This window comes from Methanoregula sp., from assembly GCF_041663825.1.
Taxonomy (GTDB): Archaea; Halobacteriota; Methanomicrobia; order Methanomicrobiales; family Methanospirillaceae; genus Methanoregula.
Genome location: NZ_JBAYLY010000043.1, coordinates 1 through 16,124 on the forward strand (window position 1 = coordinate 1; position 16,124 = coordinate 16,124).

Below are 16,124 nucleotides of genomic sequence, written 5' to 3' on the forward strand. Positions count from 1 at the left end.
AGTTTTTTGCGTTCGTCTTCGGAAAGGGTTACGATGTATTTCGTCATATCCAACTTCCTCATGTGGAATATGAAACTAATGCATCAAATATTTTACGACATTACATTATTGACATGACACTAGCCTGCCGTCCGCTTCATAACAGGATGGAAAATTTGCTGCACGAGATACATCTCTCCCCGGGCCGGCGTTAAACGGACAATCGCGGTACCGGGCAGCAGGTACCGGGTGCTAAAAAAAGGGATGGAGGTTTCGAAGAAAAAGACCAGGGAAATGGTGATGGATAAATGGAAGTATCAGCAGCAAATCACGGGGCAGTGGCCCGGTCGGATGCAATCGCGTCCGGAGCGGCCGGGAAAGAAGAGGAACTCGAACGGGCAGTGGCAGCAGTGTCGGTATGCAACGGGGGGAAGCGCCAGAAGCGCCGCGATCGGATCGTGATCGGGCTTGGCGTGCTCAGCCCTGGGGCGGGAGCGGGGAGTGCGATGCCGGAAACACCGGCACCGTCGCCAGAAGCGCCGGCAGATGACGGGAGCCGGGGGGAAGAGGGGAATATCGATCTGATCTTTGCGCTGTACGAGCGCGACGAGCGGATCGCAGAAAGGCTGGAGAGAAAAATTTCCCGGCTGGAAAAGAGAATGGATGCAATCGGGAAGCGGGGGCGGTCCTGATGCCCCGGAGACCGGCTGAAGTCATGGAAGAGATCCCGCTCTTTCTCATCCCGCACGTGATCATGCAGAAGATCAGGAGCTGTGGGGAAGACCTGGAAGGAGTCGCGGTAAAAAGGACCGAGCGGCATTTCTACACGGTCAGTATCCGGACCCGGCCGGTAAACCGCGAGTACCAGTCAGAGCGGGCGGGAAGGAAACGCGGCGGTGAAAGCAGATGACCCGGGGCCGGCATCCCGAACTGGGGCGTAAGATCGCAGAGACGGTCGCGTGCCAGCGGGGCACGGTTCACTTGATCGATCAGGGAAAAGACCGGGCGCTTGACATCCTGATCACAACAAGCGGCCACGTGATCCTGGTGACCGTTCAGAGATCAGAACGGCTCGGGGAACCGATCCAGAAAGTGGAGGAATTGTATCGTGAGCCGATCCACCGGATCCGGGAGATCCCGGATGGCGGGCCGGTCTGCCGGGAGCTCTGGCTCTATTCACGGTACGAGACCCTGCGGTTCTTCCGGATCGAAAATTTCGCAGTCGTTGAGCTGGGCAGGGACGGGACACCCCTCCCCGGGGCCGGGACATGAAGGGGGGAACCGGCATGAGCGGGCAGGAGTGACGGCATGGGGAGAGAGTTCTCCCTGGCAGATCCCTTTTTTCCGGGATCTGTATGTTCGGGGTGGCTGGTACGATCATCCTGAAAGCACCCGAGCTGACACCGGGTATTTCAGGCCCGTTTCGGGCTCCGATTACCTCATTTTTTCGTCCCGGCAACAGGAATTCCCGGAAAACCGACAGGAAATGGTGATTTTTGAGCAGTTTTCACGCCGTAAAATGAGATAGCGAAATAGCACTAATCTGGGGGAAATCATTTTTCAGGACGGGTTGGTGGATATGGGTCTGGCAGAACGAAGATATGGGGCTCCGAAGGCCATTGTGGAGACCTCACGTCGGAGAGTTCCTCGCGCGATCCTGGCAGGACCCGATCTCACCTGTTCTCCGGGATCTCGGTTGACTCACGGTGTCCGGCCAGGCATTTCCGGGAAACGAAGCCCGATTTTTGTCCCGATCACCCTCATTTTCCGGCCCGGTGACAGGAATTCGTGAAAAACCGACAGGAAATGATGGTTTTTGAGGAATTTTAACGTCGTAAAATGAGATAGCGAAATAGCACTAATTGCGGGGCGGATCTTTTGCCAGATGGGCTGGTGGATGGTGGGAGGGTAGAATGCGGATGTGGGATCCGGGCCGGATCCCGGGGTTGTGCCCCAATGATGCCCGTTTAGTGCCCCTTTAGCCCGATTAAATAAGCGGGTATCCCGGATTTTATTCATCATATATTCGTCAATTTCGTCAGATATGCGTCATTTTCACGTCATGTGCTGAGGTACGACCCGGCAGCACTTCAGGGGCGGTCTCGCAGGAGAACGTGCAGCCGTTGGAGTGTCATCATTTTTTTATTTTTTCAAACCCGGAAAAAGGGATTATCTGATCATACGTGGCCTGATGCTCTGCACTCTTCTCCCGGGATGATCCGGTTTGCACCAGGCAAAATGGGGGCACCCGATACAGGGGGGTTGGATGGATCGTGGACAGTTGTCAGGGAAAGGGTCGGGGATCACGGTCGGATCGTACTGCGGGTTCTTTCTGCGTACAAAGGATCCATCCGGTTTTAACTCGTAATTATAACGGCTGCTGCACATGCCGTATTCCATGTTAAGCATACAGTAACCTTCGACCGTGACGTAATTCCACGAATCAACTGAGGGATACTCATCCTTCCTGGCGGATGCATTCATACCGGAAGAATTTTTTTTTGTTGCTCCAAGGTGTTTGTGGTAGGTTACAACACACTTCTTTGCGTTTACACGAACATAAAAAAAATCACGATCCATTCACCGACAGGATCACCATTTTATCGTCCATTCCAGAAGGTTGTACCTGCCGGGTTGCAGGGGCAGTGTTACCCCCTTAAGAACTCCGGAACAGATCCTCCGGCACAACTCTACCCTTCTCTGTCCGGTCAAAATCCTTATCAAAACTTACGATGGCAAGCCCGTACCGCTCCGCCACCGCATACTGGTAAGCATCGTCAAAATCCAGATGAAATTGTCCGGCAGCATCTGTGATCTTTGAAAAATCCTCTGGTACAAGAGACAGAACGTGAATGCCGCTTGCAATAATATCCTCGTTGACAAACGTCAGGAATTCCCGAAACTTATGCTCACGCAGGTAAATAACGCCGAGCGTGTGCAGTGAAAAATCGCTCACATATACTTTGGAAAGATCGGCTCGGGAGAAAAAATCCTTGACATCCTGAACGTGGGCCCGGCGGAGGATATATTCAAGAAAAATATTTGTATCGATAAGATACATCAGGCTCCCCGCCATTCCAGGGCCTTATGCTGGAGATCCACAGAGGAGTACTGTGAACCGAGCTCTGCAAGAGTCCCTTCGGCAGCGCACCGGAACGGTCTGGAGGATCTCATTTTTGAACGCTTCACGAGTTCATCGATATAATGAATTGCTTCCGCACGGAGATCCGGTGGCAGCGTCTGGATTTTTTCTTCGACTGAACTGGAAGACGATGACATAATACTCACTTTTCTATGGATTTTCAGGGATACAATCCTTTCGCATGAATGAGCATGTTACAGGCCCGCATGGAGGGGAGAGTGGCGGGGGAGTTATTGAATGCGTGATGAACGACTCCCTCCGGGACTCCCTGCGGCACGACCCGGCAGCATTTCAGGGGCTGACTGACTAGAGAACGTGGGGGTGTCGGAGTATCAGTATTTTTTACTGATTATTCCCCAGACTCCCATTTTTTGATCAATGTTTCGCATTCCGGGCGGGGAAGCCAGCGTTTGTTTTTCAGCATGGATCTCAGGGCAGAAGCAGCTTCCCGGGGTTGCAGGATCTCTTTCTGGATCATCTCTTCGAGAAGCCAGAGTGTCCCGTGGTATTCGATCCGGGAAGCATCAGCCAGTTTCCGTAACGGTCCGTCGTTTGAAAGGATCATCGTATGGTGTTTCTGGCTCAGGAAAAGGACGGATATATCTTCGAGAGAGAGTTCGATGTGATCCTCCTGCAAGCTGAGTATTTCCTGGGTCTCAATATCATTGAGTGCCAGGATTTCGAGTCCGAATGAAGCAAGTTGTTTTTCGGAATATAATCCGGAGATCTCATATGCAACGATATCGGAGGTGTGAAAGTCCAATGGCAGGAGAAACAGCGTATCGAAGATATCCCCGGCTAAGAAATTGAAGAGGATATTCGTATCGATACAGCATGGTCTCCTGCTCATTCTCATTCCTCATTGGCACGGCACGGCTAACAGGGGGGAGTCGTCTCCTTTCAGTTCGTTGAACCGGGACTGTGATATCTTGTGTTCAGTCAGAGCCCGGAGGAGGAGGAGCTCAAACTGGGTCGGTATCTCCGGTTCGATTGGTTTGCCGGGCTCCTCCAGATGCCAGCCGTGGGACCGCATCTCTATCCAATGCCGGTCTGCCGCCTCTTCTGAGATTATTTTCAGGGTCCGGGCCCGGTAGATCAGCGCTCCCATGCTGATTCCGTACTTGTGTTTGAGAACGTAGAGCTCCCGTAAATCGAGCATCTTTCGCTTCGGGCCGATCTCAGTTACTACTGCCTGCCGGGGGATCAGGAAAGCGCCAGCAAACCGGAAGGCAGCCGCCTCCTCATCGATCCCTTCGTCAAGTTTCAGGAGCAGGTGTCCCAGTTCATGGGCGAGGCTGAGGCGCCGCCGGTCTCCGGGGAATGCTTTATTGACAATGATGAGCGGGTGTTCATCGTTATACTTCATCGTCAGCGCATCGAATTTTGCCGGGCCTTGGATGACCCCTACCTTGATACCATGCTGTTCCAGTACGTCCATCAGGTTCTCGATGGGATTGAGACCGAGATTCCAAGCCTCGCGGACCCGGACGACAACGTCTTCGATCTCGTCGATTGAGGACACACGGCAGGATTCTGGATCCGGCAGATCGAGCGGTTTTTCCGATCCGGTAATCTCTTCGACCGCGATGTACCGCTCCAACCAGTCCGAGGTCTTGCCAAGAATCTGCGTTTCATCTTTTAGCGACAATGCTTTCCGGGCCCGGTACACGGGTTTCGTAAGCCGGATTGTGGAAGCCCGGAAGAAGTACTCCGGCCGGACCCCGAGCGCCTTCGCAAAAGCGATAAGAACTGTCGAGTTCGGCGCGATGGTTCCGTTCTCGTATTTCGAGATCGCCATCTTGGTAACGCCGAGCTTCTGCCCGAGCGCCTCCTGCGATAACCCGGCATTGATCCTAGCTGATTTTATGCGTTCACCGAATGCCATGCCATTTACCCTCTCATATCTGGTTTACACTTTGGTAAAATATTACCAATAGAGTAAACTCTGCAATTGTATATAAAATATTGCAATTGAGATGGTTATTTTTTGTTTGTACAAATCAAGAACTTTTACGACATTAATTGATTGATTAATTGATTGATTGATCAATCAATTAATCAATAGATATATAATTCAATTTCCTCAAAGATCTTTAAGAAAACTTTAAGTAATAACAATGGTATCCGGAATCTAAGCAGCTCATGACCGAACTGCCATAGAGGAAAAAGAAATGACTTCAGACGATGTAAGACGCGGACTCGCGTATGAACAGAGAAAAGCAGGCGAACACCGGGCAAGGCATGTCGGTGGACCGGGCATGCACGACTACGAACGGGGGGATGTATTAGGTGAAGTGAAGGCCCGGCAAACTCCCGTGACCAAGCCTGAATTGCAGCGATTAATCACTCAGAAAGGAATTTGCGAGGTCGACAGTAAAGCGGGATTCACTCAACCAGCCATTGAGTATCGGGATCGCTACCAGCCCTGTGTCAAGCTGATCAGCAGGGGAAAGAAAATTTAATTTTAAAAAAGGGAGTCGGAAGATCTCTTACAGGAGGAACATGTCAAGGGGATATCACGGTGGGATACTGGGGGTTCTGGGCTGTGTAATCTGTGATGTTGTGTATTCCATAGCAGATTTGTTCATGAGGGAACTCTGGGCTTTGGCAAGAATTCCCTTCGAGATTATCGGCGCGATATTTCAGGTGTTTGCTTCCCTTGACGCGATGCGGACAAACCTGGATATCCTGAGTTCGGTCCTGAGTATTTATCATAATTTTTCGAGCGGGCTGGCATTCCCGGAAAATATTCTTCAGTCAATAAGCCCGTTCAGTACTTTATTCTCCATTGCTATCTGTGGGATTGTTTTCTGGTATCTAAGAATGCCATTATTAGAAGGGCTATTCTCGATCCTATCAGAACTTCGATAATTCTTTTTTGTTTTCACAACTTCCCGACAAACGCCTTCACGAGCACCGCCTTGAGTCCACCTCTCGCACCGCCACCTCAACCTCACGATCGATGGCATCCTCACGCTCAAACAGCATACCGACACGGCGCACGATCTCGTGCCGCTCGAAAGAAATCAGTAACCTAGAAAAATCAAAGTCTGACAATTCCCTTCTCAAGGTAAAAATCGCGAAGGTCTTGCCCGCTCATTGTACAATCAACCAGCTCACAAAATTGTTCATGAGGGAGGCTGAGCTGTTTTGCCATTTTATGCATAAGTCCATCGCCGATCTCTTTTTTTCCATGGCTTACAAAAGTAGAGATAGAAGTCTTTTTTCCATCAACGAACAGAACAAGATACTGGTGGGAGGATTGTCTTTCTTCAAATCCTTTTTTGAGCAGGGCATTTGCAATATTGTAATTTTTACGCGTTCCCAACAACATCGCCATCCTGCGTCATGAGTGCCAGCAATTTTACGCGTAATTCGACTGCATCTTTTGTCAGGGTTTCGGGATCCGCTTCCACATATTCATCCCACAAGGTGGCGAATTCTTCTTCAATCTCTCGGATTCCCTGTTTGAGGGAGGCCGATGTGGAAAGGAGATGAAACGAGTCATTGGATAAAATGTATTCATCGTCATCAAACTGAATTTCAAGAACGAGCGGGTGTTTGAGAAGAACCCGGCTGTTTTTGAAGGAAATCTCCTGAAGCGGCAGATGCGGGATCTGCTCGATTGCTTTCTCGGAAGAGATTTCAATTTTGTTGCTCTCTTTCATACGGCCTACAATGCTTACGAGATTCCCGACGTAATTCTTCATGGATTTTTCCAGTTCCGGGGTATATTTGCAGGAGTATTCGCCTTCGGGAGTATCGATCCTGCATTCATGTTTTTTATCAACCCGGATCTGGATCAGACGCCCGATTATGGTTTTATCCGTTGCCTCAGGGATCTTGTGGAGTGCCTGCTGAATAACCGGTTTACGTAAGGGATTAAGTTGTAATGAACGGGAGCTGCCAAGTCCCAGACGGAAACTGTAGGAGGCTCTGGCATCGGGCCAGAGATGATCGACTTCCTGAATGACCCGGTAGGCTCTTTGTTCGTCAGGAATTTTTTCTGCAATTTTTTCGGAAATGTCGTCATCGGTTTGTCCGATGTGGATGATCTCATGTGCAAGTCCGATCGCTTTCTCCCCGGCCATGGGAAATCTGGGAAAAAGTCCCTGTTGCGAATCGGAAATTCCCAGAGTGGCCCCTACGCTCCCGATCTCCAGATCCTTTACAACAAGGGTATATTTTTCTTTTACCGGATTCGGGAAATCTCCCCCGGTGCGGTACGGGTTTCCTTCGAGAAAATCTCCGATTACGTACAGGAGGTTTTGGAGGCTCTGGAACTTTTCTGCAACCAGCATCGCAGGGATAGGAGCATCGGGATCTTTAATGGATTTGATGGTGAATGCAATTTTCTTTTTATCGGGGGCTGGCATTCGGGCGACCTCATCGGGAATATATATTCAGCGTATATTTATGATTCTTGGTTTGAGGGGTATTAAGGTTTGTAGTCTGATCCCGCCGGGAAAACAGGATGTGTACTAACTGTCGTGTGAAAAGAGAGAGGGTCAGGAAATCTTATCCCAACTGCATGAATCGCATTTTGGACAGGGTGGTAAGACATCCGAATCCTGATCCAGATGGATAATTTCTGAATCTTTTCGACAGCGATACATTCCTTTGCCAGGCTTCTGGCCACAGGTGTATGGCATGAATAACGATTGAATTATAATGCCCTTAATCTCAGGCCGTGCGGTGCGAAAATGAAGAGTGGTACTACAACTTCCCGGCAAACGCCCTCGCGAGAACCGCCTTGAGTCAACCGCTCGCACCGCCGGCCCGCCGCAGCAACCTCGCGATCAATGGCATCCGCACGCTCATGCGCTACGCTCACCGGGTTCGAACGGGAGGTTTTATTATTTTAAACCGATGTGGTGCGAATTTTCTGAATTTTGGGCTGATGTATATGCCGCCAGCAGAGCCTTGAACATTTTTCCGTGATTGGGATATTTCAGGTGAAGAAGTTCGTGGACAATAATTTTTTGCCGTTCATTTTTTGGCTGCCGCAGGATTGCACGATCAAACGTCAATCGCCCACGGCTGGAACAGCTGGCCCACTTATTTCTCATTTTCCGGAGATGAATCTCCTGCACGGTAACCCCGCAGGTTTCTGCCCATTCCCGTACCAGATTCTTAAATGATTCCGGTGTTATCATGATCCGGCCCGTCTGAGCACATTCATGATCCGATCAACGATCAATTTGATCTCTTTTATGTCGTCCATGCCGGACTGGATGACAATTTTGTACAGTTCCCCTTTGACATCGCGTGACTGCTGTTCACTGTGGCGCCAGTGCGGGTGCTGGTTTAAGATAGTCTTCATGTCATGGGCTCTCTTCTCGGGATCGGTAATCCCGTTTTTCTGGAGAATCCAGAAGATGGAAAATTCTTCGACGGGGATTTTCCGTGATTCCTGTTCGCGGCGTGCTGCTGTGATCTCTTCGAGGATCTTTTTGAGTTCTTCAAGAATTTCCTGCGTTGTCTTCTGGCGATCCATGTAGACCTGGATTATTGCATCCGCTTTTTCGCCAATTGAGAGAAGATACGGGGAGTCCTCTGCATGTTTCTCGACAAGATTATGGATCCCTTTACGGAGATTGAAGACTTTTTCGATATCGGAGACGTTTTTCTCTTCAATATACGTGATGACGTCGTGATTGATCTCATAGGTTTTCCCGGGCGCTCCAATATCGCTCCCGGTGGTGTGGGTCTGGACCAGGTGGGCAACTTTGCGGGAGAATTCATGATCAACAGAAATTCCCGGGTCGAAATTTTCCCGGATCATCCGGTACATTTTTGCGAGATTGTCAACATCATCGATGTAGGGTCTCAGGAACGCATCGGGTGAAATTATTTCATAATCATCTGACAGTTCATGGAAGAACCTGTAAAAGGTGTGGCGACGGTTTTCATCCATGAAATATTCAAGGACTGCTTCAACGGCCTTGTCTTTTGTTTTTCCCCGCGCAAGCCCAAGGTACGTGGCCTGTGCTTCACCCATAAGCTGGGTAAACCGCGTTTTTAAGACTGCAATGTCATTGACAATTCCCGTGATGTCCGTTGAATCAAAGGCGAGGGCTTTTTCCAGATTGTTGAAGATCCCGACAATGTCAAGGACAAAACCCGCCGGCTTCTTTCTCCCTTCCTCATCTTCATACGGGCGGTTGACCCGGGCGATTGCCTGTAAGAGGACATGGTCCCGCATGGGTTTGTCGAGGTACATACAATAGAGAACCGGGGCATCAAAGCCAGTGAGCAGTTTTTCTGTGACGATGAGGATCTTCGGCTCTTTTTTCGGATTCCTGAATGCTTTCCGTATGCGTTTTTCCTCTTCTGCTGTATGGTAGAATTTTTTGAGTTGATCATCGTCGGCACTATAGGGACTGTACACCACTTCGGAGTACGACGGAGGGAGCAACTGATCCAGTTCCCGTTTATACAGAGCGCAGGCTTCGCGATCGACAGCAACCAGGAACGCCTTGTATCCCATGGGTTCAACATTTTTCCTGAAGTGTTCCGCGACAAACCGGGCAACTTTGGGTACACGCTCAGGACTTTTCATCATGTTCCGGAGATTGACCGCCTTGTGGAGGACTTTATTGAGCTCGGCAATATCGCTGATTCCCTCGACAGCGGCGAGATCGAGAAATTCCTTTTCTAAAGTGAGCCGGTCTACGAGCAGATCGTTTGGGGCAAGCGCGTAATGAAGCGGGACCGTGGTCTGGTCCTGTATGGATTCGCCAATACTGTACCGGTCGAGATACCCCTGCGGGGGGTCGTCCTTGCCGAACCGGATAAACGTTCCCTGTCCGTATACGGTGCGGTCAATCGGCGTCCCGGTAAACCCGATGAACGTGGCATTCGGGAGTGCCCCCATCAGGTAATTCCCGAGCGTCCCGGTTGTTGTCCGGTGGGCTTCGTCAACGAGTACGAAGATGGAGTCACGGGTGTTGATATCAGCATCAATCCCGTCAAATTTCTGGATGGTGGATACGATGAGTCCCCGGTGATCGGACGCGAGGAGTGCCCGGAGATGTTTTTTGTTCTCCGCGACTTCGACCCGTTCAATCCGGGCGGAATCAAGGTTCCCGAACAACTGGGTTTCCAGTTCGTTCCGGTCTACGAGCATGATGACCGTCGGGTTTCCGAAAATGGGATCCTGAAGGATTTTCTGGGCGGCGACGATCATCGTGTAGGTCTTTCCCGACCCCTGGGTATGCCAGATTAACCCGCGCTTTTTTACCGGGTCTTTTGCCCTGCTGACCAGTTTGTCCACGGCCCGCATCTGGTGCTGGCGGAGCACGACCTTCTTTAGTTCGTCATCCTGCCGGGTGAACAGGATCCCGTCATGGAGAAGCGTCAGGAAACGCTTCGGGTCGCAGAACGTTTTCACGAGGGTTTCGAAATTCCCGTCCGTCTCATCTTTCCAGTTGAAAAGCGTCTTTGTCGAGGTGTTCCATGTGGCGCTGTAATAATACCGGATGATGTGGGTGAGCGCGTAGATCTGGAGGAGAGCAAGGAGTTTCGGGCATTCGCGATGATAGCGCCGGACCTGGTCGAGGGCCTGTGCGATTCCTTCGGTCTTGTGCGCGGCCTTTGTCTCGACAAAGAAGACCGGGATCCCATTGATGAGGAAGACGACGTCAGCCCGGATGGTTTTTGAGCCGTTGGTGAACGAGAACTCGTCGGTTACGGTGAATATATTGTTGGCCGGCGTATCGGTGTCGATAAACCGGACATTGCGTTCGCGTTTTTCGGCAGGGACAAAGATGGTTTTTTTGCCGTTAAGATATTCCCACGCGGTAAGGTTCCCTTCGATACCGGGCGGGATGCGCCCGATCTGTTTTGCGAGTTCCCCGGCAAGCCCCCGGGTCATGAACGGTTCGTTCAGCCGGATGAGCTGGCCGATGAGCACATCTTTACAGAAAAGCCCTGTTGCCCCGCCCCGCTGTGCCTCGATATGGTCCGGCGGGACATACATCCAGCCCACCGCTTCCGCATAGCCGATAAACGGGTTCTGCACCGATCCCCGTTCACCGCCGAGTGTTATGATCTCACTTCCGTGCTTCTTCGTGCCTGAGGATATGCCGGATCTCCTTTTTTAAGGTCGGCATTTCTTTTTTGGCATTGTCCCAGAGGATCGTCAGGTTTATACCGAAATAGACCTGGGTGAGGACATCGCGGAATCCTGCAATATTTTTCCATTCCGTATCCGGGTACCGCTCCCGGAGTTCGGCAGGCAGATTCTTGATCGCTTCACCGATAACCTGAAAGTTTCGGATCACGGCATCCCTGCGTCTCCGGTCGGCGGAGAACTCCTCAAATGAGATCCCGCCGGTATCATCTTCAATATTTTTTATCGCTTCAAGAATATCATCGAGAAGCTGAAGGGCGGTCCTATGCATAGACAACCTCGCCGAGGATATAGGGCCTGAGCCGTTTTTTTACCGCATCCTTCATGACAAGATCGACTTTGCGCCCGAAGAGGTCTTCAAGATAAAATTTGCATCCCATGTAATTATTGAACGTCTCTTCCCCGTTCCGGAACGTAACGAGCACGTCCACGTCGCTCTCCGGCCGCTCCTCTCCGCGTACAAAAGAGCCGAAGATGCCGATGGTTGCAACCCCGAACCGCTTCTTTATTTCCGGTTCGTGTTCCCGGAGCAGGGCAAGGACGTCCATACTGTACTTCAATTATAAATGGACTGACTTAAAAGTGTGTGTTAGCAGGGACTATTCCCGGTATTTACAGCAGGGCAACAAATTCTTCGACCGTGATCTGCGCCTGCGATAAAATGGATTTCAGCGTTTTGGTGCAAGCACGACACCGGTATGGACCGGCACCGTGACCAGGCAGTCTTTCTCTGCGTGGTAAAGAAAATGGTGGCTTCCCTTTGTATGGACGGAAACAAAACCCGCACGCAAAAGGGCCCTGATTACTTTGTCTCCGGTCACCCGGGGGAGTTTCATGCAACGACCGGGTCCTTAAGGGTCACTTCCACTTCAACCGGCACCGGTTTTTTGAGGAGCCGGAGGGTTTCAATATACCCGGCTATCGCTTCTTCAATATTTTTCAGCGCTTCGTCCCAGTTGTCACCCTGCGAGACGCAGCCGGGAAGGGACGGAACCGTCACGGTATAACTCCCGTTTGTGTTCCTGTCCATCAGGACAGTATAGCGCATCTGTGTGTGTTTCATACCCGCACTTCACTTGAGTGAGTGAACTGTATCATTTACGCGATTAAAGTATTTTCCGGTAAATGACGGTAAGTCCTTTTCCTTCAGGACAGCTGCACCCGGATTTTCGCGGTCATGAGATCGTGGAGAAGCGTGGCAAACAGGGTGTCGAGCGCCTGCCTGTGGGATTGTTCAGCGGCGAGTTTTTGGTCGATGGTTAAGATGAGGGTTAAGACTTCCCGTTGAATGTGTCGAGAGGGTACCGGGATATAAAAGTTCAATATTTTTTTCCCGCTCAAATTTTTTTGAATGGCCCCTTCAGCAAGTTGAGAAATACGTGATTGACCGGCTTCAGAATTAATGTAATATTTTAGAAAAATTGGATCAATCTCATTAGATAACCTAAACCTAATTAAGAAAGCTCCCGGTAAAACCGGAATTTCATAATTAGAGAATACCGCAGCAATACCACAGGTTCCACTTCTTGAGATTACCAAATCATTCGGTAGAAGGAAATGATTTTTAAATTGTGCAATTTCAAGATTTGCCCTTGGCATTGTCGAATAAGAAATTGTTCCATCAACATCCAAATCGGTTGTTCTTAAAAGTGCAATATTTCCATTATCATCGTATAATCTATTACTAAATCTTGGACCAAATGCACTTGACAGACAATAATCACCTACTTTTTTTACCTTCCACCCTTTCGGTACCGGTCCGATCTCCGTCTCTTTCAGCGCCACATCCCCAGCATCTTCCAGGGATACCGGGCCGTACGTGAACAGGTGCTTCATCATCGACGCTTTAAGCGCTTTCGTCGCCGCGATCACCGCATCGGTTTTTTCCTTCGCTTCCTGCACGGTGCGGAGGACGTGGGCGATGGGGTGTTGTTCGGGGAGCGGGGGGAGGGTGACGGGTAGATTGAGGAATAAATTCTTATTCACATGTGGTATAGTTGAGCCGGTTGTTTGAGTGTTAAATGTTTGAAAATTCGTTTTTAGAACATAGTAAATCCAATCATTAATGACTATATTTGGATCTCCCCTGATCACGGTCATTGTCGAAGCGAGAACTCCTTTTAATCCAAGAAATACATCGCCGGCATTTGATCCGTCCCAGATAAAAACAACATCCTCCGTAGCAACTGAAATTGCAGAGGGATCTTTTGAGAGGTTTACATATTGTGAGGCTATTCCCGTGCGGAAATAATCTGCGGTTAAATAGGGAACCTTATCCGTTGCCGGAGTTTCAGAGAGATTGTTTGGCTTTCGCCCTTTGCGAAAAGAAATTATTTCTAATAATGGTTTAATTGCCCACCCTTCAGGTAACTCACCCAAATCAAGCGCCTTATACCCTTCCGGCAGAGCATTCGTACCCGTCATGATCGTTTCTTCTTTTGCAAATGCCACAACCCTTTGATCTGCCCCGGCTCCGTGTAGATACTTGACCGTTCTGTGATGGAGTAATATTTCCCGGTCACCGGGTTGAATACCCGTTTCGTAATATCAGCAGTACTCATAGCTTCAGCCCCAGCCCGGCCAGCACCTTCTTCAGCTTCTCATCCGCTTCCCGCCGCTCCTCTTCAGCTTCCCGGAGCAACACAACGGCATCCTCCAGCGGGAGCGTCTCGTCTTTGCCGTTCTGGGTTACATAGCGGGACGGGCTGATATTGAAATCGTTCTTTGCCACACCGGCAAGAGGGATCACTGCGCTTACTGATTCCACCGCTTTCCAGTCCCGGTAAATCTCCGCGACCTGCGCGATACTCTCATCGGGCAGGAAGTTCTTGGGCCGGCCTTTCCGGAAAAGTTTCGAGGCGTTGATCAGCAGGATCTCGCCCGGGTGTGGCTTCTGCCGGTTGATCACGAGGATAATGCCCGGCGCCGTCGTGTTATAGAACAGGTTCTCCGGCAGGAGGATGACCGTCTCAATCAGGTCGTGCTCCACGAAATATTTCCGGATATCACGCTCGCGGTTCTTCCCGGTATTCCCGCTGCCACGGGACACGGCTCCCGTATCCAGCACGACCGCCATCCGGCCGGTCTTCTTGAGCGAGGCAAACATATGCTGGATCCAGCCCCAGTCCGCGCTGCTGGACGGGGGAAAACCATAGCCGAACCGGTTGTAGGCATCGGTCTCGTACACTTTCTGCCCGAAGTCCTGGTTCCACATCGGGTTTGCGGTCACGATATCGAAGTGTTTCAGGGCTCCTTCGCGAACGAGAAACGCCGGGTGTTCCATCGTATTACCCAGCGCGATCTGTGCTTCCATGTCGTGGATGAACGTGTTCATCTTCGCCATTGCAAAGGTGGTATGCTGGTTTTCCTGACCGAAGAACTGGAGCGGGGCAATAGCCGGGTCGTTATGATACCCTTCCCGGAATTTCATCGCGCACTTGATGAGCAGCCCGCCGGACCCGCAGCAGGGATCGTAGACTTCCTCGCCGGGAAGCGGGTTGAGAATGTGCGCCATGATACGCGCAACTTCACGGGGCGTATAAAATTCACCGGCGCTCTGGCCGGAACCTTCTGCAAATTTCCGGAGAAGGTATTCGTAGGCCATCCCGATGATGTCCGGTTCGACATCCGAGAGACCGAGACGGTATTTCCCCAGAACGCCGATCAGCACTTTGAGGGTTTCATCGGATATGATGCGTTGTCCCGCTGCCGTCACGTTAAAATCAACGATATCGATCGAGCCCTGAAGTTTGGGATTTTCACGCGAGATCGCCCGCATCGCATCCGTGACAAACTCCCCGAGCCCGGCACCCTTCCGGGAAATGTCATCCCACCGGGATTTTGGCGGCAGGTAAAACCGGACCAGCGTGTGGTCTTCAGCCAGGATTTTTTCAACGAGTGCCCGGCTTCCGTATTCTTTTTCCAGTTTCTTTTCCTCGTCTTCAAAAACATCCGACAACCGTTTTAAGAAAATAAGCGGCAGGATATAATCCTTGTATTTCGGGGCCTCGATCTCCCCACGAATCTTGCAGGCTGCGTCCCAGAGCCAGCCCTCAAGGGTTGTGATATCCAGTTTCTGGGCAGTATCCGGTGATTGGGCCACGTGATTCCTCTACAGTAGTATCATCCGGGTATCGTGAAGAAGATTTTGAAACGTGAAACTGAAAAGGTCACAGGGAACATTTTTGTTCCTCCAAAAAAATCCCACGCAGAGCCCGGATAACCCAACCGCTAATAAAAATCTCCCGGTTTTCCAAAAAAATCATTTCATAATCAAAGCACATCCCTCCATACGTCCCATATAGATATGTCAAAGGGGCCCCCGAGACAGAACCGAAAAAAAGAGAACAAAGAAGGGAGCGGCAAACACCCGCCGGCTCCCGCCGGAAATACCGACACGATCCGCCTGCCAGCGTGCGGCCGGGAACGTGCCCGCCAAAAATGCCCATTATGCACCCGTGGTCCGGAGGATCGCGAGGCCCGGGCAAAACGGCGGCACAAAAAAATCCGGGCTGCACCGGGGCGGATCGGAGAGCCCGGTCGTTTCCGAACACCATCACAAACAAAGGAGTGATTAATATGGGAGATTTCATCCAGAACACCGCAGTAAAGACCGCAACAAGAACGCTCGCGAACCCGATCGCGGATGTCGCAGCATTTGCCGCAATCGTTGATTCGGTCATCGCAACAAACCCGTTTGCCTGCGTGTCCTACATGACCGCCGGCACGACCCACGCGCCGGTCGAAAAGACAAAAGAGAGCTATGTCGCAAAGGTCGTCTACCAGGACAGCGACGCAAAAGTCGTGGGGAACGACTCCGGCAAGTACAACACGGTCGCCGGCTTTAATGCCGGGGCCGCAGCCATCCTC

At 50.9% G+C, this 16,124-nt stretch carries 20 protein-coding genes and 1 pseudogene; 7 read left to right on the forward strand and 14 right to left on the reverse strand.

The genetic code is table 11. The features are described from left to right. The first annotated feature begins 287 nt into the window (after positions 1-287). Genes WCX19_RS13760 through WCX19_RS13770 form a run of 3 tightly spaced genes read left to right on the forward strand, consistent with a single transcriptional unit; the run spans position 288 to position 1,251 of the window. Positions 288-671: a hypothetical protein gene (locus WCX19_RS13760; protein WP_373009100.1), complete on the forward strand. Its 384-nt coding sequence runs from the start codon at positions 288-290 to the stop codon at positions 669-671. After that, entirely contained in the window at positions 671-889 is a 219-nt protein-coding gene (locus tag WCX19_RS13765) for a hypothetical protein (RefSeq protein WP_373009102.1), read from the forward strand. The genes WCX19_RS13760 and WCX19_RS13765 overlap by 1 nt, the downstream gene beginning before the upstream one ends. Then, positions 886-1,251, forward strand: coding sequence for a hypothetical protein (locus tag WCX19_RS13770; protein WP_373009104.1), 366 nt, complete (start codon positions 886-888; stop codon positions 1,249-1,251). The genes WCX19_RS13765 and WCX19_RS13770 overlap by 4 nt, the downstream gene beginning before the upstream one ends. Positions 1,252-2,635: 1,384 nt before the next feature. On the opposite strand, the gene WCX19_RS13775 is transcribed toward WCX19_RS13770, so the two are convergent. Then, positions 2,636-3,040: a type II toxin-antitoxin system VapC family toxin gene (locus tag WCX19_RS13775; RefSeq protein WP_373009106.1), complete on the reverse strand. Its 405-nt coding sequence runs from the start codon at positions 3,038-3,040 to the stop codon at positions 2,636-2,638. Beyond that, complete coding sequence (locus tag WCX19_RS13780; RefSeq protein WP_373009108.1) at positions 3,040-3,258, reverse strand: DUF2281 domain-containing protein; 219 nt, start codon at positions 3,256-3,258, stop codon at positions 3,040-3,042. Before WCX19_RS13780 ends, WCX19_RS13775 begins: the two co-directional genes overlap by 1 nt. Before the next feature lie 44 nt (positions 3,259-3,302). Between WCX19_RS13780 and WCX19_RS13785 the strand changes: the two genes are divergently transcribed. Further along, positions 3,303-3,431: a hypothetical protein gene (locus WCX19_RS13785; RefSeq protein ID WP_373009110.1), complete on the forward strand. Its 129-nt coding sequence runs from the start codon at positions 3,303-3,305 to the stop codon at positions 3,429-3,431. 39 nt (positions 3,432-3,470) lie between these two features. Here WCX19_RS13785 and WCX19_RS13790 read toward each other — a convergent pair whose 3' ends face one another. Together WCX19_RS13790 and WCX19_RS13795 are read right to left on the reverse strand one after the other, a co-directional pair. After that, positions 3,471-3,971 carry a hypothetical protein gene (locus tag WCX19_RS13790; RefSeq protein WP_373009112.1) on the reverse strand — a complete coding sequence of 167 codons (501 nt, stop codon included), beginning with the start codon at positions 3,969-3,971 and terminating at the stop codon, positions 3,471-3,473. 9 nt (positions 3,972-3,980) lie between these two features. Further along, positions 3,981-5,006: a helix-turn-helix domain-containing protein gene (locus WCX19_RS13795; RefSeq protein WP_373009114.1), complete on the reverse strand. Its 1,026-nt coding sequence runs from the start codon at positions 5,004-5,006 to the stop codon at positions 3,981-3,983. 286 nt (positions 5,007-5,292) lie between these two features. Between WCX19_RS13795 and WCX19_RS13800 the strand changes: the two genes are divergently transcribed. Together WCX19_RS13800 and WCX19_RS13805 are read left to right on the forward strand one after the other, a co-directional pair. Next, the gene (locus tag WCX19_RS13800) at positions 5,293-5,583 is read left to right on the forward strand and encodes a hypothetical protein (RefSeq protein WP_373009116.1); all 291 of its coding nucleotides are present in this window, start codon (positions 5,293-5,295) and stop codon (positions 5,581-5,583) included. Positions 5,584-5,623: 40 nt separating this feature from the next. Next, entirely contained in the window at positions 5,624-5,992 is a 369-nt protein-coding gene (locus WCX19_RS13805) for a hypothetical protein (RefSeq protein WP_373009118.1), read from the forward strand. Positions 5,993-6,164: 172 nt separating this feature from the next. On the opposite strand, the gene WCX19_RS13810 is transcribed toward WCX19_RS13805, so the two are convergent. From WCX19_RS13810 to WCX19_RS13855, 10 genes are all read right to left on the reverse strand, one after another. Then, positions 6,165-6,461, reverse strand: a complete 297-nt coding sequence (locus tag WCX19_RS13810; RefSeq protein WP_373009120.1) for a hypothetical protein — start codon at positions 6,459-6,461, stop codon at positions 6,165-6,167. Then, positions 6,436-7,497 carry a hypothetical protein gene (locus WCX19_RS13815; protein WP_373009122.1) on the reverse strand — a complete coding sequence of 354 codons (1,062 nt, stop codon included), beginning with the start codon at positions 7,495-7,497 and terminating at the stop codon, positions 6,436-6,438. Before WCX19_RS13815 ends, WCX19_RS13810 begins: the two co-directional genes overlap by 26 nt. A 480-nt stretch (positions 7,498-7,977) precedes the next feature. Continuing rightward, complete coding sequence (locus tag WCX19_RS13820) at positions 7,978-8,277, reverse strand: M48 family metallopeptidase (protein ID WP_373009124.1); 300 nt, start codon at positions 8,275-8,277, stop codon at positions 7,978-7,980. Continuing rightward, positions 8,274-11,144 carry a type I restriction endonuclease subunit R gene (locus WCX19_RS13825; protein ID WP_373009126.1) on the reverse strand — a complete coding sequence of 957 codons (2,871 nt, stop codon included), beginning with the start codon at positions 11,142-11,144 and terminating at the stop codon, positions 8,274-8,276. The genes WCX19_RS13820 and WCX19_RS13825 overlap by 4 nt, the downstream gene beginning before the upstream one ends. A gap of 31 nt (positions 11,145-11,175) precedes the next feature. Beyond that, positions 11,176-11,526 (reverse strand): DUF86 domain-containing protein, encoded by a 351-nt coding sequence (locus tag WCX19_RS13830; RefSeq protein WP_373009128.1) that lies wholly within the window; start codon positions 11,524-11,526, stop codon positions 11,176-11,178. Beyond that, complete coding sequence (locus WCX19_RS13835) at positions 11,519-11,803, reverse strand: nucleotidyltransferase family protein (protein ID WP_373009130.1); 285 nt, start codon at positions 11,801-11,803, stop codon at positions 11,519-11,521. Before WCX19_RS13835 ends, WCX19_RS13830 begins: the two co-directional genes overlap by 8 nt. Before the next feature lie 120 nt (positions 11,804-11,923). After that, positions 11,924-12,091, reverse strand: coding sequence for a type II toxin-antitoxin system HicA family toxin (locus WCX19_RS13840; RefSeq protein ID WP_373009132.1), 168 nt, complete (start codon positions 12,089-12,091; stop codon positions 11,924-11,926). After that, positions 12,088-12,318 carry a type II toxin-antitoxin system HicB family antitoxin gene (locus WCX19_RS13845; protein WP_373009134.1) on the reverse strand — a complete coding sequence of 77 codons (231 nt, stop codon included), beginning with the start codon at positions 12,316-12,318 and terminating at the stop codon, positions 12,088-12,090. Before WCX19_RS13845 ends, WCX19_RS13840 begins: the two co-directional genes overlap by 4 nt. Before the next feature lie 83 nt (positions 12,319-12,401). Further along, positions 12,402-13,706, reverse strand: a complete 1,305-nt coding sequence (locus WCX19_RS13850) for a restriction endonuclease subunit S (RefSeq protein ID WP_373009136.1) — start codon at positions 13,704-13,706, stop codon at positions 12,402-12,404. Between the two features lie 106 nt (positions 13,707-13,812). Next, on the reverse strand, positions 13,813-15,357 hold the full coding sequence (locus tag WCX19_RS13855) for an N-6 DNA methylase (protein WP_373009138.1): 1,545 nt from the start codon (positions 15,355-15,357) through the stop codon (positions 13,813-13,815). 476 nt (positions 15,358-15,833) lie between these two features. Here WCX19_RS13855 and WCX19_RS13860 point away from each other — a divergent pair. After that, positions 15,834-16,124 (forward strand): annotated as a pseudogene (locus tag WCX19_RS13860) (hypothetical protein); the annotation flags it as partial.